This window comes from Comamonadaceae bacterium M7527, assembly GCA_021044545.1.
Taxonomy (GTDB): Bacteria; Pseudomonadota; Gammaproteobacteria; order Burkholderiales; family Burkholderiaceae_C; genus RS62.
In genome coordinates this window covers 1,635,037-1,657,405 of sequence record CP087990.1, presented here as the reverse complement: position 1 = coordinate 1,657,405, position 22,369 = coordinate 1,635,037, and the positions used below count along the sequence as shown (strand labels likewise).

The following is a 22,369-nucleotide window of genomic DNA, read 5'->3' as shown; positions in this document are numbered from 1 at the left end:
ACCTTTCAATGTCTGCAAGTTTGGCAACGGTCTCCTACATAGGTGCGACCATTCTCTTTATTCTCAGCTTGGGTGGCTTGTCCAACCAAGAAACCGCGCGCCGCGGCAACCTGTACGGCATCGTCGGTATGGCGATAGCCGTGGCCGCTACCGTATTGGGGCCGCAAGTTACGTTGGCCGGTATGCCTTGGATTATTGCTGCCATGGCGTTGGGTGGTGGCATTGGTTTGTACGCCGCGCGCGCGGTGCAAATGACCCAGATGCCAGAGCTGGTGGCGTTGATGCACAGCATGGTGGGTATGGCTGCTGTGCTGGTGGGTTACGCCACTTACGTAGATCCAGAAGCCTCTAAAGGCTTGGGTAGTGCAGCGCACGCCATCCACGCCATGGAAATTTACATTGGCATCTTTATTGGTGCGGTGACCTTCTCGGGCTCAGTGGCTGCGTTTGGCAAGTTGTCCGGGCGCATTGGTGGCAGCCCATTGTTGCTGCCTGCGCGCCATTGGTTGAACCTGGCGGGCTTGTTAGCCGTCATTTATTTTGGTCGCATGTTCTTGCAAGCAGAGACCATAGCTGATGGCATGTTGCCTTTGTTCATCATGAGTGCGATTGCCTTGCTGTTTGGTATTCACATGGTGTTGGCTATTGGTGGCGCAGACATGCCAGTGGTGGTGTCTATGCTCAACAGCTACTCCGGTTGGGCTGCCGCTGCAACGGGTTTTATGCTCAGCAACGACTTGCTGATTGTGGTGGGTGCGCTGGTGGGCTCAAGCGGTGCGATTTTGTCGTACATCATGTGCAACGCCATGAACCGCAGCTTTATCAGCGTGATTGCAGGCGGCTTTGGCACTGCGGCTGCTGCTCCCAAGCCTGCTGGCGGCGCGGCTGAGCCCGCCGGCGAGGTTAGCCCCATCTTGGCGGGCGAGACTGCAGAGCTGCTGCGTGATGCCAAAAGCGTGATCATCGTACCGGGCTACGGCATGGCCGTAGCGCAAGCCCAGCACACCGTATTTGAGATCACCAAGCACTTGCGTGAAAAGGGTGTCAACGTGCGCTTTGGCATTCACCCAGTAGCGGGTCGCATGCCAGGCCACATGAACGTGTTGCTGGCAGAGGCCAAAGTGCCTTACGACATCGTGTTTGAGATGGACGAGCTCAACGACGACTTTCCAGACACCGACGTGGCCATCGTCATTGGCGCCAACGACATTGTGAATCCGGCTGCTCAAGACGACCCAGCCAGTCCCATTGCTGGCATGCCAGTACTAGAGGTGTGGAAAGCGCGTACATCTATTGTGATGAAGCGCTCAATGGCCAGCGGTTACGCTGGTGTAGATAACCCGCTGTTTTACAAAGACAACAACCGCATGTTGTTTGGCGATGCCAAGAAAATGCTGGACGAAGTCTTGGGCGCGCTCAGGGGTTAAAGCGCAGCACAAAGAGCCCCTCCCAACGAACACTTTTGGGTCAGCGGGTTTTCCTTGGCGATTTTGCGCCAAAGGTTTGCTACAGTAGGTGTCAGTTTCGTGTCAGTGCTGGGTTTAGGCCCGGCGCTAGGCATGGCAACCGTACAACAACTGCACAACAACAAATTCGGAGATACAACGCATGTCAGAGCAAGCCGCAGCACGTCCATGGTTAAGCGCCTACCCAGAAGGGGTGCCAGCAGACGTAGATGCCAGCCAATACAAGTCATTGGTTGAGCTGTTAGAGACCAGCTTTCGTGACTATGGCCCGCGCACCGGCTTTAGCTTCATGGGCAAAGACATCACCTATACGCAGGTTGACCAAGCCTCAACGGCGATGGGTGCTTACTTGCAAAGTTTGGGACTGGTCAAGGGTGACCGCGTGGCGGTGATGATGCCCAACGTGCCCAACTACCCCGTGGCGGTAGCCGGCATTTTGCGCGCAGGCATGGTGGTGGTCAACGTCAACCCGCTTTATACGGCGCGTGAGTTAGAGCATCAGCTCAAGGACTCTGGCGCCAAGGCCGTCATCATTATTGAGAACTTTGCCGCCACACTGGAGGCCTGTATTGCCAACACGCCCGTCAAGCACGTGGTGTTGTCTGCCATGGGCGACATGTTGGGCACACTCAAAGGCATGTTGGTGAACTACGTGGTGCGCAACGTCAAAAAAATGGTGCCCGAGTTCGACTTGCCCTACGCCGTGCGCTTTAACGAAGCCTTGTCGCGTGGCGTGCGCATGAATCTTATGCGCCCTGAAATTAATGGCGACGACGTGGCGGTGCTGCAATACACGGGCGGTACCACTGGAGTGTCCAAAGGCGCTGTGCTGCTGCACCGCAATGTGGTGGCCAACGTGATTCAGTCAGAGGTATGGAACGAGCCCGCCATGCGCGGCATGCCTGCGCATGAGCAAGTGGTCAATGTGTGTGCATTGCCGCTCTATCACATCTTTGCGTTTACGGTCAGCATGATGTTGAGCATGCGTATGGGTGGTCAAACGATTTTGATCCCCAACCCACGTGACTTGCCTGCCGTACTCAAGGAGCTGGCCAAGTACAAGTTTCACCTATTCCCCGCCGTGAGTACTTTGTTCAACGGCTTGGCCAACCACCCAGACTTCAACACGGTTGACTGGAGCAATTTGCGCGTGTCGCTGGGCGGTGGCACTGCCGTACAAAGCGGCGTGGCCAAGCTGTGGCTGGAGAAAACCGGTTGCCCCATTTGCGAGGGCTACGGCTTGTCTGAGACCTCACCGTCTGCCAGCTGCAACCCCACCACCAGCACCGCCTTCTCGGGCACCATTGGCGTGCCAATCCCCAGTACCTACATGAAGTGTTTGGACGACGATGGCAACGAGGTGCCACTGGGGCAGCCTGGTGAAATTGCCATCAAGGGCCCGCAGGTGATGGCTGGCTATTGGCAGCGCCCAGACGAGACCGCCAAGGTCATGACCGCCGATGGTTACTTCAAGTCTGGCGATATTGGCGTGCAAGACGAGCGTGGTTACTTCAAGGTGGTAGATCGCAAGAAAGACATGATTTTGGTGGCCGGCTTCAACGTCTACCCCAACGAAATTGAAGACGTGGTCTCACAAATCGAAGGTGTACTGGAGTGCGCCTGTGTAGGCCAGCCCGACGACAAAACAGGCGAGGCCGTCAAGCTGGTGATTGTGCGCAAAAACGCCAACCTCTCCGAAGAAGAGGTGCGCGAGCACTGCCGCGCCAACCTCACCGGTTACAAGCAGCCGCGCACCATTGAGTTCAGGCCCGAGCTGCCTAAAACGCCAGTGGGCAAAGTACTGCGCCGGGAGCTGCGCGGCTAGGGGGTGTCAGCCCAGCCAGCCCCGCTTTTTAAAGTAAAGCATGGGAACAATGGCTGAGCACACCATCATGCCCAGCGCCATGGGGTAACCATATTCCCACTGCGTTTCCGGCATGAAGCGAAAGTTCATGCCGTACAAGCTGGCAATCAGTGTGGGCGGCAGCAAGGCCACGCTGGCCACCGAGAAGATCTTGATGATTTTGTTTTGGTTGATGTTGATAAAACCAACCGTGGCGTCCATCAGGAAGTTGATCTTGTCGAACAGAAAGGCCGTGTGCGAGTCCAGTGAGTCAAGGTCGCGCAAGATTTGGCGGGCATCTTCAAATTGTTCGGCGTTGAGCATGCGTGCGCGCATCATAAAGCTCACCGCACGGCGCGTGTCCATGACGTTGCGCCTGATACGCCCGGACATGTCTTCGTCGCGGGCAATGGCAGACAGCACCTTGCCCGCGGTGTCGTCGGTGACGTCGCCTGACAACACGCGGCGACTGACGTCATCGAGTTGGTCGTAAATCTCCTCCAGTGTGTCGGCGGAGTACTCGGCGTCCGCATCAAACAATGCCAGTAGCACGTCTTTGGAGTCCTCAATGAGGCCGGGCAGACGCCGTGCACGCATACGCAGCAAGCGAAAGACTGGTACGTCTTCATCGTGAATTGAGAACAACACGCCACCACCTGTTGCGGCGTCTTCTTGTTTCAAAATAAATGCCACACGCACGCCGCGTGGGTTTTCACCATCGTCTATCAAGAAGTCGCTGCGAATGTGCATTTCGCCGTTGTCTTCCTGGTAAAAGCGCGCTGACTCTTCGATGTCGTCATCTACAGCGTCGTCTGGAATGCTTAGCGCGTAGGTTTGCTTAATCCACTGCTTTTCCTCGGCGGTGGGCTCATCCAGGTCAACCCAAATAGGTTTAAACCGGCGCAGGTCTTCCAGCGACTCAATTTCTTCTTGAAATAGACGACCGTTGACCAAGGTAAATACGTTGAGCATGTAGCTGGTCCCTTTGGGGGTTAAGCGTTGGGGCAAAGCACAGCGCGTCGCTGTGCGGGCTGAAAAGTGGTGGTGTGTGCTTTCAGCCCTGCCTGCTCGGCCAAGGCGACGCTTAGCTGACGCGGCAACTCTGGACTGAAAGCAAGCAACTGGGGCTGGCTTCCAAGGAGTTTCTCCGATGTATGTGACTGCGACATTATGGCACTGCAAAAAGCGCAGCAGCGCGTCGCGGTGCAGCTTGGCGTCGTGCTCGCCCAGCGCGACCAGGCTATGGATAAAACCCGGCTCAAACATCAAGTAGCTGGCCAGGCTGGCTGCATTGTCGCTGGGTCTGGCGACGTTGTCGTTGACAGCGCCCAGGCCCATCAGTACGGCACGCGTGGCTTTGGGCAGCAGGTGGGTGTGACGCAGCGCAATCTGGTCCAGCGACTCTGAGGGGTGAATTGCCAACACCTCTAGTGGTTCGTAGGGCAAGGCTTTACGCAGCTTGGGGTTGAGCTCCCGCACAGCCTCGCTTACACGCTTGGCTTGTTCGGCGTCGCCATGCAGGGTGTCATGAAAAATGCCTGCCATGGCATGGCTGGCTACCACGCCTGCGGTGGGCTCACCTTGTGCGGCATGAATGCGGTTGCGCGCACCCACGGGCTTGCCCACGCCAATGGCCAGTATGCGGTTGGCTCCCAAATGTATCGCCGGTGACAGGGGGGCGGTTTGGCGCATGGAGCCATCGCCAAAAAACTCACGGTGACCGTCTACCCACAACGGTACAGACCTGAACAAAAACGGAATGGCACTGGATGCCATCAGGTGCTCAATGTTGATGGGCTGTATCTCAGCCCGCCTATCGGCTCTGCGCCAAGCTTGATGCTGACGTGTTCACCAGTTTGTACAAAGGTCCAGTGCAGGCCGCTGGTGTAGCTGGAGGTGGTGACGGCCAAACTGGAAATCAGGCCTTTCGCAATCGTACTTTCAATGGCCTGCAGGTCAATGGCTTTGTGCAGGGTGTCTACCAGCGGCGTGTTGTCCAGCAGTGCCTTGTGCGCGCGCACTTGCTTGGCCAACACCCAGCCAGCCGAAAGCAGATTGTGTCTGGCCCAGGCGGGTGCGTCCAAGTCATAGACCTTGTAGCTGCGCAGACGCAACCAAAAAGAGGCAAGCCGCTCAAACGCAACCAGGCCGGTGTTGGCTTGACTGGCCAAATAAGTGGCATTGAGCGCGCCGGCTGAGGTGCCCACCAGCACCTGAAAGGGGAAGGTGGGCGAGCTGTGCATTGATGAATCCTGCGCCGCCAGCAGCTGTCCAATGCCGCGCAGCACGCCCACTTGGTAGGCCGTTCGTGCGCCGCCGCCCATCAGCACCAAGCCCGTGTGGCCATGCGTGGCCGCGCCGTTGGGCTTTAGTAACTTATCTAATAGCATGTTGGGTGTCAAACTTGTACATTAGTAGGCTTTCTTGTCTCTCACAAAACAAAGCGCTATCTCTCATGACGCCCATTCGCGAACGCTGGTTGATGCTGACATTGGCAGGCATTCAATTCACGCACATTCTTGACTTTATGGTCATGATGCCGCTTGGGCCCCAGTTTACAAAGGTCTTTGACATCAGCTACGCCCAGTTTGGCGCCCTGGTGTCGGCCTACACATTTGCAGCGGGTTTGTCGGGTGTGCTGGCTTCAGCGTACCTGGACATGTTTGACCGCAAGCGCTTGTTGATGGTGTTGTACGGTGCGTTTACCGTGGCCACCATGGCGTGCGCCCTATCCGATACCTACGGCCAGTTTATGGCTGCGCGCATTGCGGCCGGCCTGTTTGGTGGCGTGTTGTCGGCGCTTAGCCAAACCATCATTGCCGATGTTGTGCCCTTTGAGCGGCGCGGTCGCGCCATGGGCATTGTGATGTCGTCGTTTTCGGTATCGACTGTGGCGGGTGTGCCCATTGGCCTGTACCTGGCCGCCAACCTCAGCTGGCATGCGCCGTTTTGGCTGGTGGTGGGCTTGTCGGTGGTGTTTATGACCATCACCGCCGTGGCCATGCCCAAGCTAGACGCACACCTCAGCCTGCCAGACCGCAGCTCTATGTTGGGCGGCATTTGGGCTACGGTAAGAGAGCGCAACCACTTATGGGCCTTCCTGTTTTCTGGCCTGTCGGTGATGACTGGCTTTATGGTCATCCCGTACATCACCATTTATGTGGACACCAATGTGGGCATACCCAGCACCGACATACCGGGCTTGTACCTCATAGGTGGTTTGGCAACGCTGATCAGTGCGCGCGTGATTGGCGTGTTGGCTGACAAACGCGGTAAGGTCTGGATTTACCAGCGCCTGAACTGGGTCATCTGGGTGCCGTTGTTTGCCATGACACTGATGCCGCAGGGCACGCCGTTGTGGGTGGTGGCTGTGGTGTATGTGTTGTTCTTTGTAGTGGTCAGCGGGCGCATGATACCCAGCTCGGCCATCGTGGCCTCGGCTGCCAACCCCAAGCGCCGAGGCACTTTTATGGCCTTGTCAGGTGCGTCTCAATCGCTGGCCATGGCGCTGGGTGCAGTGTTGGGCGGCTTGCTGATCAGCCGTGACGCCAACGGCTTGGTGGTGGGCTATTGGTTGACTGCCTTGGTTGGTTTTGGACTGGCTGGGCTGTCGTTGTGGGTGTTGACCAAGGTGCGCATGCACACCCATACCCCTGCGCCGCAAGTGGTGGACAGTGGCCTCAAACCCAATCAATAAGGGGTGATGTAACGGGATGCCAGGGCCTGATCTGTATTGCTGCAGCGCAATATTGCAAAAAGTTTGAGGTGAGCGCATAGTGGGGTTGAGTCGGTTTTTCTCTAAGTGGGAGTAACGGTTCAGCTGCTCCCGCTTTGTTTGTCAACCTAAGCTTTAGGAGGCTTAATCATGAACTTGACCATCAGCGGACACCATCTGGACGTTACCCCCGCCTTGCGCAGTTACGTGACCACCAAACTGGACAGAATTACAAGACACTTTGATCAAGTGGTGGACGTCAAGGTGCTGCTCACCGTTGACAACCTGAAAGAAAAAGATTTGCGGCAGCGCGCTGAGTGCAATATCCATGTGAAGGGTAAAGACTTATTCGCCGAGAGTGCGCACGCTGATTTGTACGCTGCATTAGACGATTTGGCCGACAAAATGGACAGACAGGTACTCAAACACAAGGATAAAACGCAAGATCACCATCATCAAAGCACTAAGCGATTGATGTAGGCTTCGCGCCACTTGGGCTTGCGAAGGCTTGAAAAAGTGGTAAAAATGACGCAACGTAACAAGCCACCTGCTAAACAGGTGGCTTTTTCTTGTGGGTGGGGGTGCAGCGCAACCCGCGTTTGTACCCGTGCCGCTAGAGGGATGTCATGAACCGTTTGTCAGCAATCTTGCCCATAGAGCAAGTCTCAGTTGAGCTAGATGCCACGAGCAAAAAGCGCGCATTTGAAGAGGTAGGTTTATTGTTCGAAGGCCAGCATGGCCTTAGCCGTTCTTTGGTGACAGACAGTCTGTTTGCGCGTGAGCGCCTGGGTTCTACGGGCTTGGGTCACGGTGTGGCCATACCGCATGGTCGTATCAAAGGGCTTAAGCAGCCCATGGCCGCGGTGTTCCAGCTGGCCGCACCCATTGCATTTGATGCGCCAGACGAGCAACCCGTCACACTCATGATTTGCTTGCTGGTGCCCGAGGCGGCTACGCAAAAACACCTTGAAATACTGTCTGAAATCGCAGAAATCTTGAGTGACGCCGACTTGCGCGAGCGCATGAAGAGCGCGCCCTCGGTGCAAGACTTGCACCAACTGATTGCCAACTGGCAGTCTGCCCACGCTGCTGCTGCGTAAGCTCAATACCCTTAGCAGCTAGCCACCGCACCAGCAGCACCAACGACTATGCGCCCCATTGTCATCAGTGCTGATGTGTTGTTTGAAGCGCACCGCTCGCGCTTGCGCTGGCGGTGGGTGGCTGGTTTGGACGCGTCTGAGCGCCCCTTTGACGAAGTGGCCATCAGGGCTGCACGCTCTGGCGCTGACCTGGTGGGCTACCTCAACTACATACATCCCTACCGTGTACAAGTGTTGGGTGAGCGTGAAATTGCCTACCTCACCCGCGACGCCAGTGCCGACTGCGCCAGACGGGCCGCGCGCATTGTTACCTTGGAGCCGCCAGCGTTGGTGCTGGCTGATGGTGCCACGGCACCACCCGAGTTGCTGGCCATGTGCGAGCGAGCAGGTATCCCGCTGTTTGCCACTGGCGAGTCAGCCGCTTTTGTAGTGGACGTGCTGCGGGCTTACCTGTCCAAGCACTTTGCCGAGCGCTCCACCATGCACGGTGTGTTCATGGACATATTGGGCATGGGCGTCATGATTACCGGCGAGTCCGGCCTGGGTAAAAGCGAGTTGGGCTTAGAGCTGATTTCTCGTGGTCATGGCTTGGTGGCGGATGATGCGGTGGATTTATTCCGTATCAACCAAGCCACCATAGAGGGCCGCTGCCCGCAGCTGCTGCAAAACCTGTTGGAGGTGCGCGGTATTGGCCTGCTGGACATCAAGGCCATATTTGGCGAGACGGCAGTGCGGCGGAAATTACGTCTTAAATTGATTGTGCATTTGGTGCGCAAGGAGACCCTGGAGCGCAAATACGAGCGCATGCCCCACGAAACACTCAGCCAGGACGTGCTGGGCGTGCCGGTGCGCAAGGCGGTTATTCAGGTGGTGGCCGGGCGCAATATTGCGGTATTGGTAGAGGCTGCTGTGCGCAACACCATCTTGCAGCTGCGCGGCATTGATACCTACAAAGAGTTTGTCCAGCGTCAGCGTTTGGCCATGGACCAAGGCCTGGACTAGGCCCGCCTGGCCCGATTGGGCGGGCTTACTTGTTTTTGTGGGGGCAGTTGGTTGTGGTGCAGTTGGCATACAAGGACAAGGCATGTTCTTGCAACTCAAAGCCCTTGGCTGTGGCGATATCGTGCTGGCGCTTTTCAATCTCCGCGTCAAAAAATTCCTCAACACGCCCGCAGTCCAGGCACACCAGGTGGTCATGGTGTTGGCCGTGATCTAGTTCGTACACCGCCTTGCCAGACTCAAAGCTGCTGCGAACCAGCAAGCCAGCCTGTTCAAACTGCATCAACACCCTGTAAACCGTGGCCAAGCCTATGTCGGCCTTGTCGTCCAGTAGCAAACGGTAGACGTCATCAGCGGTAAGGTGGCGTTGGCTGGCATTTTGGAAGACTTCCAAAATTTTTAAACGCGGCAGCGTTGCCTTTAAACCAGTGTTTTTAAGTTCGTCTAAGGTATTCATAACAGGCTATGCGCTGCGTGGTGTGGCGGGGTGCAGGGCGTAGCCCCTGAACTACAATGGCTAGATCATAGTGCGTCAGCTAAACACTTGGCGCGCTAAGGATGCTAGGTTGCCTCAAACCCCGTCGCAAGCGGGTTGGGTGCAGCAATCAGACACCTCAACGCAAGGCCTTTTGGGGCCACACTTTTATGACGTCTGCTGTATTGTTGATTGCCAACCAGTGCCGTGTGCGCCTAGCCGCCATCGGTGCTGCCTTTCTATGTGCTTTGGTGCTGACAGGTTGCGCCAGCAGCGCGCCCAAAGCCGACTCCGAGCCGTCCGCCAGTTTGGGCGAAACCATCAGCACGCTGGGCGGCTGGCTAAGCCCTTACCGTCCTGACGTGTTGCAAGGCAACGTTATCACCAAAGAGCAAGCTGCACAGTTGCGTGTCGGTTTGTCGCGCGAACAAGTCGCTGGCTTGTTGGGTACGCCGCTGTTGCAAAGCGTGTTTCACAGCAACCGTTGGGACTACGTGTTCACATGGGCGCGCCAAGGCTCACCCGACCAACAGCGTCGCTTAACCATATGGTTTGAAGACAATAAGGTGGCCAAATTTGTAGGTGACGACATGCCTTCAGAGCAGGCATTTGTGCAGTCCATCAGCCGTCCAATAGACACCACCGAGGCCTTGCCATTGTCTGCAACGCCCGAGCAAATCAAGCAGTTTCAAGCGCAACAGGCTGCGTTAAAAGACAGCAATGCAGGGCCTGCGGCCAATAACGCCAACGAGCCGTCTACGACTAGCTTCCCCGCGCTGAATGCCCAGGAGGTCCAATGAGCTCGGCGCAAGTGGCTATCCAGCCCGACAGTATTGGTGTGGTGGTAGCTGGTGCCAGCGGACGCATGGGCCAGATGTTGGTAGAGGCTGTGTTGGCCAGCCCAGACATGCGGTTAGTAGGCGCTCTGGATCACGTTAGCTCAACCGCGTTGGGCTTGGATGCTGGTGCGTTTGCCGGGCGCACCACGGGTGTCACCATTCAAAGTGATGTGGCGCAAGCCTTGACAGGTGCGCAGGTGTTGATTGACTTCACCCGACCCGAAGGCACCATGGTGCATGTGGCTGCTGCTGTTGCTGCGGGCGTGTCTGTGGTGATTGGTACCACCGGGTTCAGCGACGACCAGAAAGCGCAGTTGCAAAAAGCCAGTCAAACCACGTCGCTGGTGATGGCGCCCAACATGAGTGTGGGTGTCAACGTCACACTAAAGCTGCTGGAGATGGCTGCCAAAGCCATGCCCGAAGGCTATGACATTGAAATCATCGAGGCCCATCATCGCCATAAGGTTGACGCGCCATCGGGTACAGCCTTGAAGATGGGCGAGGTGGTTGCCCACGCCCTGGGGCGCGACCTCAAAGACTGCGCGGTGTATGGCCGCGAAGGTGTCACCGGTGAGCGTGATCCGTCCACCATTGGTTTTGCCACCATTCGTGGCGGTGATATTGTGGGTGACCACACCGTGTTGTTTGCCGGCACCGGTGAGCGCATTGAAATCACCCACAAGTCCAGCAGCCGCGCGCCACTATGCGCAGGGCAGTTTGCGCGCCGCCCGCTTTTTGGCAGACAAGCCAACAGGCATGTTTGACATGTTCGATGTGTTGGGCTTGCACTGACCTACTGAATCCGATTACCTGAATTGGCAAGCGCCAGCTTGCTCACCATTACCAGCGCCACAGCACCCAGATGCAAGAGAAATTTGAACCCCAAGTGATTGAACAGGCCATGCGCAGCGCATGGGCCAGCGCTGACGCCTACCGCGTCACAGAGGACAGATCACGTCCCAAGTTTTATGCCTGTTCTATGTTGCCTTACCCCAGTGGCAAGCTACACATGGGCCACGTGCGCAACTACACCATCAACGACATGCTCACGCGTCAGCTGCGCATGAAGGGTTACAACGTCTTGATGCCCATGGGCTGGGACGCCTTTGGCTTGCCCGCTGAAAACGCAGCACTCAAAAACAAAGTGCCGCCAGCCAAGTGGACGTTTGACAACATCGCTTACATGAAAAAGCAGATGCAAGCCATGGGCTTGGCCATTGACTGGTCACGCGAGGTGGCCACCTGCGACCCGGCTTATTACAAGTGGAACCAGTGGCTGTTTTTGAAGATGCTGGACAAAGGCATTGCTTACCGCAAAACCCAGGTGGTGAACTGGGACCCGGTAGACCAAACCGTATTGGCCAACGAGCAAGTGATTGACGGCAAAGGCTGGCGTACAGGTGCCGTGGTGGAAAAGCGGGAGATTCCCGGGTACTACCTCAAGATTACCGACTACGCGCCCGAGTTGCTGGACCACGTGCAAAACGGCAACAGCAACGCCACACTTGGCGGCTGGCCAGAGCGCGTGCGCGCCATGCAAGAAAACTGGATTGGCAAAAGCGCAGGTGTGCGCTTTGCGTTTACGCACGATGTCAAAAACGCCGGTGGTGAGCTGATAGATGGCGGGCGCATGTATGTGTTTACGACGCGCCCGGACACCATCATGGGTGTGACGTTTTGTGCGGTCGCTCCTGAGCACCCACTGGCTGCGCATGCGGCCAGCAACAACCCCACACTGGCCTCTTTTATTGTGACGTGCCAGCAAGGCGGCACCACAGAAGCTGAAATGGCGGTTAAGGAAAAAGTGGGCATGGACACAGGTCTTACTGTTGTGCATCCGCTGACTGGCGAGTCGGTTGCGCTGTGGGTGGGCAACTATGTGCTCATGAGCTACGGCGACGGCGCTGTTATGGGCGTGCCTGCCCATGATGAGCGTGACTTTGCGTTTGCGCTCAAATACCAGTTGGCCATCAAGCCTGTTGTCGCTGTAGAAGGGCAAGGCCCGTTTGACGACCAGCAATGGCAAGAGTGGTATGCCACCAAGGGGGCTGGTGTTGCGATCAACTCAGGCGCCTACAACGGTTTGCCGTTTGCCGAGTGCGTGGATGCGGTGGCCAAAGACCTCAGTGCCAAAGGCTTGGGCGAGAAGCAAACCACTTGGCGTTTGCGCGACTGGGGTATCAGCCGTCAGCGTTACTGGGGTACGCCCATTCCAATCATTCACTGTGATGATTGTGGCGCAGTGCCAGTGCCTGAAAAAGACTTGCCGGTGGTGCTGCCACAAGACCTGGTTCCGGACGGCAGCGGTAACCCGCTGAACAAGTCTGAGGCGTTTTTGAATGTGGCTTGCCCATGTTGCGGCAAACCTGCCAAGCGCGAAACCGACACCATGGATACCTTTGTCGATTCGTCTTGGTACTTCATGCGTTATTGCGACCCACACAACGCAGATGCCATGGTGAGCGAGGGTGCGCAGTACTGGATGGCCGGCGGCATGGATCAGTACATTGGTGGTATTGAGCATGCCATTTTGCATTTGCTCTATGCGCGCTTTTGGACCAAGGTCATGCGTGACTTGGGGCTGGTGAGCGTGGACGAGCCGTTTGCCAGGCTGCTCACGCAGGGCATGGTGCTGAACAATATTTACTCCAAGCGCACAGCGCAAGGCGGCAAGGAGTATTTTTGGCCCAGCGACGTTGAGCATGTACACGATGATGCAGGCAAGGTGATGGGCGCCAAGCTCATCAAAGCCGTGGGGGACTTGCCCGCTGGTACCGCCATTGACTACGAGGGCGTGGGCACCATGTCCAAATCTAAAAACAATGGCGTTGACCCCCAGTCTTTGATAGACACCTTTGGTGCCGATACCGCGCGCCTGTACACCATGTTTACTGCGCCGCCTGAGGCCACGCTTGAGTGGAACGACGCTGCGGTTGAGGGCAGCTTTAGATTTTTGCGCCGCGTTTGGAATTTTGGTTACAAACACCAGGATGCACTGGCTGCAGGCGTGAAGCTGGCGGCCGATGCGCCTGCTTACAGCGACGCAGCCAAGGCGCTGCGCTTGGATGTTCACACGGTCTTGCGTCAAGCCTCTTTTGACTACGAGCGCATGCAGTACAACACGGTGGTGTCAGCCGTGATGAAAATGCTCAATACGCTAGAGGGCGCGCAGCTGGCCAACACCGATGCAGACAACAAGGCTTTGGCCGAGTGTTTCTCCATCATGTTGCGCGTGCTGTACCCAGCTTGCCCTCACATCACCTGCACGTTGTGGGCTGAGTTGGGCTTTAACGCTCAGGCCGACTTGCTTGACGCGCCATGGCCGGTGGTTGATGAGTCTGCATTGGTGCAAGATGTGATTGAGCTGATGCTACAAGTCAATGGCAAATTGCGCGGTGCAGTCAGGGTGGCTGCTGACGCCAGCAAGGCCGACATAGAGGCCGCAGCCTTGGCCAGCGACGCCTTTTTGAAACAGGCCAACGGTGCTGCTGCTAAAAAAGTAGTGGTGGTACCAGGGCGCTTGGTCAACATCGTAATTTGAGGCTTTTATGACACCAGCAACACGTGCCAGCAAACGCGCTTTTCTTCAGCTTGGTTTGACTGCCGCTGCCGCCAGTGCGCTGGCGGGCTGCGGCTTTCGCTTGCGTGGCGACGCGCCCAAACTGGTGTTTGAACGAGTGGCTTTTTCTGGCGCGGTGGGTTTGGTGAGTGAGGCCGTTGGCAAAGCCCTGGCCTTGCAGGGTATTGAGCGTGTGGACGTGCTTACGCCAACCAACGTAGCCGGAGACAGTGCCAGCGCCACAGGTGTGGTGATACGCGTGAGCGCTGACCAGCGAGAGCGCACGGTCGTGGGATCTACCATTGCGGGCCAGGTGCGCGAGTTAAACCTGCGCATACAGTACAGCTGGCAGGCGCTAGACGCGGGTGGCCGCGCACTCACGCCGCCTACCGATGTGTCGCTTGAGCAAGACATGAGTTATCAAGAGTCGGCTACTTTGTCCAAGCAGCTAGAGCAAGACGCCGTGTTTGAAGGCTTGCAAGCGCGCGTGGTGCAGCAAGTCATGCGCCGGCTGGCTGCCATTGATTTGGCCGCGCGTCAGCCCTAAGGCATACGTCGCTGCACAAGTCGCCAGGCCATGCAAGTTGCTTTCAATACGCTTAGTGCGCACTTAGACAAAGGCCTTAAAAGCCTTTACACCGTCTACGGCGACGAGGCCTTGCTGGTGCAAGAGGCTTGCGACGCGATCAGAGCAGCGGCGCGTGCGCAAGGCTTCTCTGAGCGCGTGGTGCACATTGCCGCCGGCGCGCGTTTTGACTGGAGCGAGGTGCTGGCCAGCGGTGCTTCGCTCAGCTTGTTTGCCGACAAGCAGCTCATTGAGCTGCGCATACCCACGGGCAAGCCCGGCAAAGACGGCTCAATCGCTTTGCAAACGCTGGCGCAAACAGCTGCCGCCAGTGACGACACACTCACCCTGGTGGTGTTGCCGCGCTTGGACGGTGCAACGACTAAAAGCGCTTGGTTTGCGGCACTAGAGGGCAGCGGCGCTGCCATTAAGGTGGACAGTATTGACAGGGCCGCATTGCCCAACTGGATTGCACAACGGCTTGGTCAGCAAGGCCAGCGCGTGTTGTCTGGCGAGGTCGGGCAGCAAACGCTTGCATTCTTTGCTGACCGTGTTGAGGGCAACTTGCTGGCGGCACATCAGGAAATCCAAAAGCTGGGGCTGTTATACCCACAAGGCGAGTTGTCTCTTGAGCAAATTGAGGCAGCGGTACTGAACGTGGCACGCTACGACGCTTTTAAGCTCAGCGAGGCCGTGTTGTCTGGCAAGTTGGCGCGCGTGCAGCGTATGTTGGATGGCCTGGAGGCCGAGGGCGTGGCCGCTGTGTTGGTGCACTGGGCCTTGGCCGAAGACATACGCACACTCAGCCGCGTCAAAGCGGCGACCAATGCGGGTAAGGCCTTGCCTATGGCGCTGCGTGAAAGCCGCGTATGGGGCCCGCGTGAGCGTTTGATGGAGCGGGTATTGCCTTCCTTGCAGTCCAAACAAGTGGCGCAGTGGGTGGTGATGGCGCACGCCATAGATGGCATTGTTAAAGGCTTGCCCCAAGATGACTTGCCCGCCAAGCCCTGGCGGGCCTTGCACCATATGGCGACGACAGTGTGCAAGCACTGCGCAGCTGTTTGAATGGCCAGCAGATAACTGGTAGTGCGACAATCCAAACATGAACGCTTCTGATCACCACCAAGACGTTGCCGCCCTCATGCAAGACATGGGCGTGGCCGCTCGTCAGGCCAGCGCAGCCATGGCCAAAGCCAGCGCGGCACAAAAAAACAAGGCACTGATGACACTGGCGGCTTTGCTGCGTGAGCACGAGTCAGACTTGCAGCCCGCCAATGCCCAAGACATGGCGCGCGCCACAGCCAATGGTTTGTCCGCGCCCATGGTGGACAGGTTAAAGCTAGACGCCAAGACCATAGAGACTTGCGCACAAGGTTGTGAGCAGCTGGCAGCCATGACCGATGTCATTGGCGAAATTACGGGCATGACCCAGCGCCCCAGCGGTATACGTGTGGGGCAAATGCGCGTACCCATAGGCGTATTTGGCATGATCTTTGAAAGTCGTCCCAACGTCACCATTGAGGCTGCATCCTTGGCCATTAAAAGCGGTAACGCTTGCATCTTGCGCGGTGGTTCCGAGGCCATCGAGTCCAACAAGGCTTTGACTGCTTTGGTGCAACAAGCGCTAAATAGCGCTGATTTGCCTGCAAATGCAGTGCAATTAGTGGCTACTACCGATAGAGCCGCTGTTGGGCATTTGATCGCCATGCCCAACTTTGTGGATGTGATTATTCCGCGTGGCGGCAAAGGCTTGATAGAACGCATCAGCGCCGAGGCCAAGGTGCCTGTTATCAAGCATTTAGACGGCAATTGTCATACGTTTGTGGACGATAGCGCCGATATAGCCATGGCAGTGCGTTTGGCAGACAATGCCAAAACGCAGAAATACAGCCCTTGTAACGCCACAGAGAGTCTATTGGTCACAAAGGCTGCAGCGCCCACATTTTTGCCAGCTATAGCCCATGTCTATGCCGCCAAGGGTGTGGAGATGCGCGCATGTCCAGCCAGTAAGGCCATTTTGGCGACTGTTGAGGGGTTGAAACTGGTGGATGCTGTTGAGGCCGATTGGTTTGAAGAGTACTTGGCACCCATTGTGAGTGTGAAGGTGGTGGCCGACGTAGACCAGGCCATCGCCCACATCAACCAATACGCCAGTCATCACACTGACTGCATAGTGACCAACAACCATGCGCACGCGCAGCGTTTTTTGCGCGAAGTGGACTCCGCCAGCGTGATGGTCAATGCCAGTACGCGCTTTGCTGACGGTTTTGAGTATGGTTTGGGTGCCGAAATCGGCATTTCAACTGATAAATTTCATGCACGCGGCCCCGTTGGCGTGCTGGGCCTGACTTCGCTGAAGTATGTGGTCCTGGGCCAAGGCGAAATAAGGGTGTAGGCTGGCCGGCAGCACTTGCAAAAGTGCTGGGTGTCGCCACATAGTTTTATAGGCGGTGCACACTGCACCCCAACACACAAGCGAGCGTTTTATGGTCCCCCACCTAGTCACAGCCCTTAACGGCCCCATCAACGAGTTGGAGCAGCGTATTTTGGAGTCCATGCCGGCGATTGAGCGCTGGTTTCGTCTGGAGTGGATGGAGCACACGCCCCCGTTTTACTCATCTGTAGACGTGCGCAATGCAGGCTTCAAGCTGGCACCGGTTGACACCAATTTGTACCCAGGCGGCTGGAACAACCTCACGCCGGAAATGCTGCCGCTGGCGGTACAAGCAGCCATGGCGGCTATCGAGAAGATTTGTCCGGAGGCTAAAAACCTGCTGTTGATTCCAGAGAATCACACGCGCAATACGTTTTACCTGAGCAACGTGGTGCAGCTGCAGCGCATTTTTACGCAAGCCGGCTTAAACGTTCGCCTGGGCACGCTCAATCCAGACATCACAGAGCCCACCGAAGTGGCGCTACCCAACGGCGAGTCTGTGTTGCTAGAGCCACTGATTCGCACGCCCAGGCGCTTGGGCTTAAAGAACTTTGACCCCTGCACCATTTTGGTCAACAACGACTTGAGCGCTGGCACGCCCGCTATTTTGGAGAACCTGCACGAACAATACTTGTTGCCTCCGTTGCATGCTGGTTGGTCTGTGCGGCGCAAGTCCAAGCACTTTGAGGCCTACGAAGAGGTAGCCAAGCGATTTGCCAAGCTGTTGGGCATGGACCCATGGCTGATCAACCCCATGTTTGAGCGTTGTGGAGAAGTCAACTTTGCCGAAGGTACGGGCATGGACTGTTTGCGCACCAACGTCGAGAGCATGCTGGCCAAGATCAAGCGCAAGTACAAAGAGTACGGCATCAATGAAAAGCCATTTGTGGTGGTCAAGGCCGACAACGGCACCTACGGCATGGGCATCATGACGGTGCGCGACGTCGCAGACTTGGAAGTGCTCAATCGCAAGACACGCAACAAAATGAGTGCCATTAAAGATGGCCAAAGTGTGAGCGACGTCATCATTCAGGAAGGCGTGCTAACCCACGAGCGCATCAACGATGCGGTGGCTGAGCCCGTGGTTTACATGCTGGACCGCTACGTAGTGGGCGGTTTTTACCGCGTACACGCTGAGCGTGGCGTTGACGAAAACCTCAACGCGCCGGGTGCCAGCTTTGTGCCCTTGGCTTTTGACCAAAGTTCACACCTGGCGCAACCTGGCGTGCAGCCAGGTGCCAGCGCACCCAACCGTTTTTACATGTATGGCGTTATTGGCCGCTTGGCCATGTTGGCGGCTGCTTATGAGCTGGAAGCCACAGACCCCAACGCCGAAGTTTACGATTGAGCAAGTGCAGCGTTGCTGCGCTGCAACATTTCTCGGGTTTGGGGCAAAAAAGAAGCCAGGTGTCTAGCGCAGCTTGCGGCATAAGCGCACAATTTGACCCCTGTTAACCACAGGCCTTAAGCGCTTAAAACAAGTTTAGGCGCGGTCTTAAACGCGTGTCGGTCTCTCACTCCAAGTCGTCATTGGGCGCACTCACTCTTGGCGCTTTGGGCGTTGTTTACGGCGACATAGGTACCAGCGTGCTGTATGCGCTGAAAGAGGTTTTTGCCACCGGTCAGATAGCATTCACGCCAGACAATGTGCTGGGAATTTTGTCGCTGTTTGTGTGGACGCTCACTGTCATTGTGTCGTTCAAATACGTGGTGCTGGTACTGCGCGCCGACAATCACGGTGAAGGTGGTCTGGTGGCCATGTTGGCTTTGGCTTCTACCGCTGTCAAAGACAAGCCTGAGCTGCGCCGGGTGTTGCTGGTAGTGGGTATTTTTGGTACCGCTTTGTTCTATGGTGACGGCGTGATTACGCCTGCCATATCCGTGCTGTCTGCGGTTGAAGGGCTGCAGGTGTTTTCACCAGCGCTATCGCATTGGGTCATACCCCTTACATTGGCTATTTTGTTTGTGCTGTTTTGGGTGCAAAAACGCGGTACTGGCGGCATTGGCAAGTTTTTTGGCCCGCTAACCTTGGTGTGGTTTGTTGTGATTGCGGGCCTGGGTGTTGTGCACATTGCCCATAACCCAGAGGTGCTGTGGGCCTTGTCGCCTCATTACGCTGCTGGTTTTGTAGCGGCTAATCCGGCGACCAGTTTTTTAATACTGGGCGCTTTGGTGTTGTGCGTGACGGGCGCAGAAGCCTTGTATGCAGACATGGGGCATTTTGGTAAAAAGCCTATCCGTCTTGCGTGGTTCTCCCTGGTCATGCCAGCCTTGATACTCAATTACATGGGGCAAGGCGCGTTGCTGCTGCGTGAGCCTGAAGCCATTGAAAACCCCTTCTTCCTGATGGCGCCAGAGTGGGCTGTGTTGCCGTTGATTGGCCTAGCCACCCTGGCCACGGTGATTGCATCGCAAGCGCTGATATCCGGCGCGTTCAGTGTGACCAAGCAAGTGATTCAGTTGGGCTTTTTACCGCGCTTGCACATACAGCACACCAGCGCCAAGGACACTGGGCAAGTCTATATACCGTTTGTGAATTGGGGCTTGTTTGGCGCAATCGTGTTGGCCGTGGTACTGTTCCAGTCGTCGGCCAACCTGGCATCAGCGTATGGCATTGCGGTTACGACAGACATGCTCATCACCACAGTGCTCACGTTCTTTGTGGTGCGCTATGCGTGGCATTACCCGCTTTGGTTGTGTGTGGCTGCTACTGGCGTATTTGCGGTGGTGGACTTTTTCTTTTTTGCCTCAAACTTGCTCAAGTTGTTTGAAGGCGGCTGGTTTCCGTTGCTCATTGGTACGTCGATTGTGACGCTGATGGTCACGTGGTCCAGAGGGCGGGAGTTGTTGGCCAAACGCCAAGCAGACGAGGCCTCAGATTTGCCCAGCTTTCTAGATGCTGTGTTTGCCGGCCCACCTGCACGGGTTGAGGGTACAGCTGTATTTTTGTCGCCTCAAGCTGGCATAGTGCCCAGTGCCTTGCTGCACAACCTCAAACACAATAAAGTATTGCACGCTCAAAACCTATTTGTGTCTGTGCACAGTCTGGGCGTACCTTGGGTGGGTTTGGATGAGCGCGTGCGTGTGCAGTCGTTAGGCCATGATTGCTGGCAAGTGGAGTTGAGTTTTGGCTTTAAAAACAAGCCAGATGTGCCCAAGGCCTTGAGTCTGATGAGCAGCAGCGGCTGCAATCTGGACCCTATGCAAATGTCTTACTTCTTGTCACGCGATACCGTCGTGCCATCTTTGAATGGCGGGATGTCGTTTTGGCGTGAAAAGTTATTCGCGCAAATGCACCGCAACGCCAGTGGTGCAGCGGACTTTCTAAGTCTGCCCAACAATGCGGTGGTGGAGCTGGGCAGCAAGGTGGCGCTGTAATGTGTTTGCTCAGCATGTAACGTTTGAGCAAACGCCACCAGAGGGCTTTCTATGCATTCAGCTGGCCATGTATGGGCGCAAAAAAACGACCCTTGCGGGTCGTTTTCTTTTATTGGCTTAAAGCAGTACGCTAGGCAGAATGCTTGCCGCGGTGGTCAGCGCCGGCGTTAACATCGTCTAGCCACAATGCATGGTGCTCCTTGGCCCAGCTCTCATCGACGTAGCCAGAGGCCATGCCGTCATAAGATCCTTCCATACCCACTGAGCCAATGTAGATGTGCCCGATAGACATGGCAATGAACAACACGGATGCAACGCCGTGCACGATGTTGGCCAATTGCATGGTGTCGCGAGGGAAGTAGTCGATCCCCGGAACAATCGAATTGAGCACCCAACCGCTGGTGGACACCACAATGCCCAATACGGTTACACCACCCCAAAACCACAGCTTTTCACCGCCGTTGAAGCGGTGCGACGGATTTTTACCGCCGCTAAGCAGCCACTGCACATCGCTGGCGGTGGGGATGTTGTCTCGCACGTAGACGATAAACATCACAATGATTGAGATGGTGAATAGCGGGCCAATCAGATTGTGTACGCTTTTCAGAAACCACAGGAAGGGCCCATACAGCGAGCCACTTACGACCGGCAGCAAGAAGTATCGGCCCCACAGGATGATCACACCGGTGATGGCCAGCGTAATGAAAGTGATGGCGACTGACCAGTGGGCGTAACGCTCTACCCGGGTGAAGCGTTTGACCAGCTTGCCGGAGCGTGCTGTTTTGAGTTTGATGGGGCCACGCACAGCAAACATCAAGGCCACGGCTGTGAGCGCCAACGACACCAGCCAGCCGCCATAAACGGTGATGACACCGTTTCTGAACAAGGCCCACTCGTTGCCACTGGACTGAATCAAGACGCCGGCTTCCGGTGTTTTGATGGCGCTGTAGTGCTCAACAGGCTGATTGACGGCACGCCATACAGGCGCGTTGTTGCTGGGTTGCGTGGCTTCCCGCGCCACTTGCGCTGCAGCGTCGTTGTCAGCAGCGTGGGCGCCAACGGCCCCCACCGCCAATACAACACCGACTAATGCAGCGCGCACCCATGCGGACATGGTTGCGAGTGTCATAGTGCTTTGGACCTCACGTAGTCGTTTTGCCCTTGTGAGCGCAGTTTGATGGCTTTTTCCCAGCTGGCTTTGTCACCAGACGTCCACTGCATGTCTTGCGACACGTAGTTGTTGTTGGCAGTCTCGGATGATTTTTGGTCGGGCTTGGGTCCGGCGGCCTGGTCGGCGCAACCAGCAAGCGTAAGCGCTGCGGCCGCCAGCGTCAGTGTGATGAATTTTTTCATTGTGACGATCCTGAATTAAGACGCTGGCTTGCCGCCGTAAGCGGTGCCCCAACCAAACAGGTTTGCACCTGCTTCTTTGCCATTGGATTGGCGCATGGTGACGCGTGTGCGGAAAATGTCGCTGATGACATCGCCGTCGCCGCCCAACAAGGCCTTGGTTGAGCACATCTCGGCACAGGCTGGCAGCTTGCCTTCAGACAAGCGGTTGCGGCCGTACTTTTCGTACTCTTCCTGTGAGCCGTTCTCCTCTGGGCCGCCTGCACAGAAAGTGCATTTGTCCATTTTGCCGCGCATACCAAAGGTAGACGACTGAGGGAACTGGGGTGCGCCAAACGGGCAGGCGTATGAGCAGTAGCCGCAGCCAATACATACGTCTTTGTCATGCAAGACAACGCCTTCGTCGGTTTTGTAAAAAACACTGAACGGGACACACCGCCATACAGGGTGCGTCAGAACAATGCATACAAGCGACTGAAATTGATTTTTCAGCGCCAACTTCGCCGTCATTGAGTGTGACCACGCGGCGACGATTCACGCCCCACGGTACGTCGTGCTCTGCTTTACACGCGGTGACGCAGCCGTTGCATTCGATACAACGCTCTGTGTCGCAGATGAACTTCATTTGTGCCATTGCTTATGTGCT

At 56.4% G+C, this 22,369-nt stretch carries 18 protein-coding genes and 2 pseudogenes; 14 read left to right on the top strand and 6 right to left on the bottom strand.

Annotated elements, in window-relative coordinates; genetic code table 11:
• The first annotated feature begins 8 nt into the window (after window positions 1-8).
• A complete protein-coding gene (gene pntB, locus LN050_08055; GenBank protein UFS55749.1) occupies window positions 9-1,427 on the top strand; it encodes a Re/Si-specific NAD(P)(+) transhydrogenase subunit beta in 1,419 nt (472 codons plus the stop codon).
• Between the two features lie 181 nt (window positions 1,428-1,608).
• Window positions 1,609-3,291: a long-chain-fatty-acid--CoA ligase gene (locus LN050_08050; protein UFS55748.1), complete on the top strand. Its 1,683-nt coding sequence runs from the start codon at window positions 1,609-1,611 to the stop codon at window positions 3,289-3,291.
• Between the two features lie 6 nt (window positions 3,292-3,297).
• On the opposite strand, the gene corA is transcribed toward LN050_08050, so the two are convergent.
• Both corA and LN050_08040 read right to left on the bottom strand, forming a co-directional pair.
• On the bottom strand, window positions 3,298-4,281 hold the full coding sequence (corA, locus tag LN050_08045) for a magnesium/cobalt transporter CorA (GenBank protein UFS57362.1): 984 nt from the start codon (window positions 4,279-4,281) through the stop codon (window positions 3,298-3,300).
• 803 nt (window positions 4,282-5,084) lie between these two features.
• Entirely contained in the window at window positions 5,085-5,699 is a 615-nt protein-coding gene (locus LN050_08040) for a patatin-like phospholipase family protein (protein UFS55747.1), read from the bottom strand.
• Between the two features lie 65 nt (window positions 5,700-5,764).
• Here LN050_08040 and LN050_08035 point away from each other — a divergent pair, with 65 nt between their 5' ends.
• The 4 genes from LN050_08035 to hprK all read left to right on the top strand — a co-directional run bounded on the left by LN050_08035 (window position 5,765) and on the right by hprK (window position 9,126).
• Window positions 5,765-7,006, top strand: coding sequence for an MFS transporter (locus LN050_08035; GenBank protein UFS55746.1), 1,242 nt, complete (start codon window positions 5,765-5,767; stop codon window positions 7,004-7,006).
• A gap of 168 nt (window positions 7,007-7,174) precedes the next feature.
• The gene (raiA, locus tag LN050_08030; GenBank protein UFS55745.1) at window positions 7,175-7,504 is read left to right on the top strand and encodes a ribosome-associated translation inhibitor RaiA; all 330 of its coding nucleotides are present in this window, start codon (window positions 7,175-7,177) and stop codon (window positions 7,502-7,504) included.
• 146 nt (window positions 7,505-7,650) lie between these two features.
• Window positions 7,651-8,124, top strand: a complete 474-nt coding sequence (gene ptsN, locus LN050_08025; GenBank protein UFS55744.1) for a PTS IIA-like nitrogen regulatory protein PtsN — start codon at window positions 7,651-7,653, stop codon at window positions 8,122-8,124.
• 48 nt (window positions 8,125-8,172) lie between these two features.
• Window positions 8,173-9,126, top strand: coding sequence for an HPr(Ser) kinase/phosphatase (gene hprK / locus LN050_08020; GenBank protein ID UFS55743.1), 954 nt, complete (start codon window positions 8,173-8,175; stop codon window positions 9,124-9,126).
• 25 nt (window positions 9,127-9,151) lie between these two features.
• Here the strand turns inward: hprK and fur are convergent, their stop codons facing one another.
• Window positions 9,152-9,580, bottom strand: a complete 429-nt coding sequence (gene fur, locus LN050_08015) for a ferric iron uptake transcriptional regulator (protein UFS55742.1) — start codon at window positions 9,578-9,580, stop codon at window positions 9,152-9,154.
• Between the two features lie 188 nt (window positions 9,581-9,768).
• Between fur and LN050_08010 the strand changes: the two genes are divergently transcribed.
• From LN050_08010 to LN050_07975, 8 genes and pseudogenes are all read left to right on the top strand, one after another.
• On the top strand, window positions 9,769-10,398 hold the full coding sequence (locus tag LN050_08010; GenBank protein ID UFS55741.1) for an outer membrane protein assembly factor BamE: 630 nt from the start codon (window positions 9,769-9,771) through the stop codon (window positions 10,396-10,398).
• Between the two features lie 65 nt (window positions 10,399-10,463).
• A pseudogene (gene dapB, locus LN050_08005) lies at window positions 10,464-11,229 on the top strand (4-hydroxy-tetrahydrodipicolinate reductase).
• Between the two features lie 70 nt (window positions 11,230-11,299).
• Window positions 11,300-13,978: a leucine--tRNA ligase gene (leuS, locus tag LN050_08000; GenBank protein UFS55740.1), complete on the top strand. Its 2,679-nt coding sequence runs from the start codon at window positions 11,300-11,302 to the stop codon at window positions 13,976-13,978.
• Between the two features lie 7 nt (window positions 13,979-13,985).
• On the top strand, window positions 13,986-14,543 hold the full coding sequence (locus LN050_07995) for a hypothetical protein (GenBank protein ID UFS55739.1): 558 nt from the start codon (window positions 13,986-13,988) through the stop codon (window positions 14,541-14,543).
• A gap of 30 nt (window positions 14,544-14,573) precedes the next feature.
• On the top strand, window positions 14,574-15,626 hold the full coding sequence (gene holA / locus LN050_07990) for a DNA polymerase III subunit delta (protein UFS55738.1): 1,053 nt from the start codon (window positions 14,574-14,576) through the stop codon (window positions 15,624-15,626).
• Between the two features lie 76 nt (window positions 15,627-15,702).
• A complete protein-coding gene (locus LN050_07985) occupies window positions 15,703-16,956 on the top strand; it encodes a glutamate-5-semialdehyde dehydrogenase (protein ID UFS57361.1) in 1,254 nt (417 codons plus the stop codon).
• Window positions 16,957-17,047: 91 nt separating this feature from the next.
• Window positions 17,048-18,343 (top strand): glutamate--cysteine ligase, encoded by a 1,296-nt coding sequence (gshA, locus tag LN050_07980; GenBank protein UFS55737.1) that lies wholly within the window; start codon window positions 17,048-17,050, stop codon window positions 18,341-18,343.
• 155 nt (window positions 18,344-18,498) lie between these two features.
• Entirely contained in the window at window positions 18,499-20,373 is a 1,875-nt protein-coding gene (locus LN050_07975; protein ID UFS55736.1) for a potassium transporter Kup, read from the top strand.
• 130 nt (window positions 20,374-20,503) lie between these two features.
• Here the strand turns inward: LN050_07975 and LN050_07970 are convergent, their stop codons facing one another.
• The 3 genes and pseudogenes from LN050_07970 to fdh3B form a co-directional block, all read right to left on the bottom strand.
• Window positions 20,504-21,502: a formate dehydrogenase subunit gamma gene (locus tag LN050_07970; GenBank protein ID UFS55735.1), complete on the bottom strand. Its 999-nt coding sequence runs from the start codon at window positions 21,500-21,502 to the stop codon at window positions 20,504-20,506.
• Window positions 21,499-21,726, bottom strand: a complete 228-nt coding sequence (locus LN050_07965; GenBank protein UFS55734.1) for a hypothetical protein — start codon at window positions 21,724-21,726, stop codon at window positions 21,499-21,501. Before LN050_07965 ends, LN050_07970 begins: the two co-directional genes overlap by 4 nt.
• Before the next feature lie 15 nt (window positions 21,727-21,741).
• A pseudogene (gene fdh3B / locus LN050_07960) lies at window positions 21,742-22,357 on the bottom strand (formate dehydrogenase FDH3 subunit beta).
• Window positions 22,358-22,369: the final 12 nt, after the last annotated feature.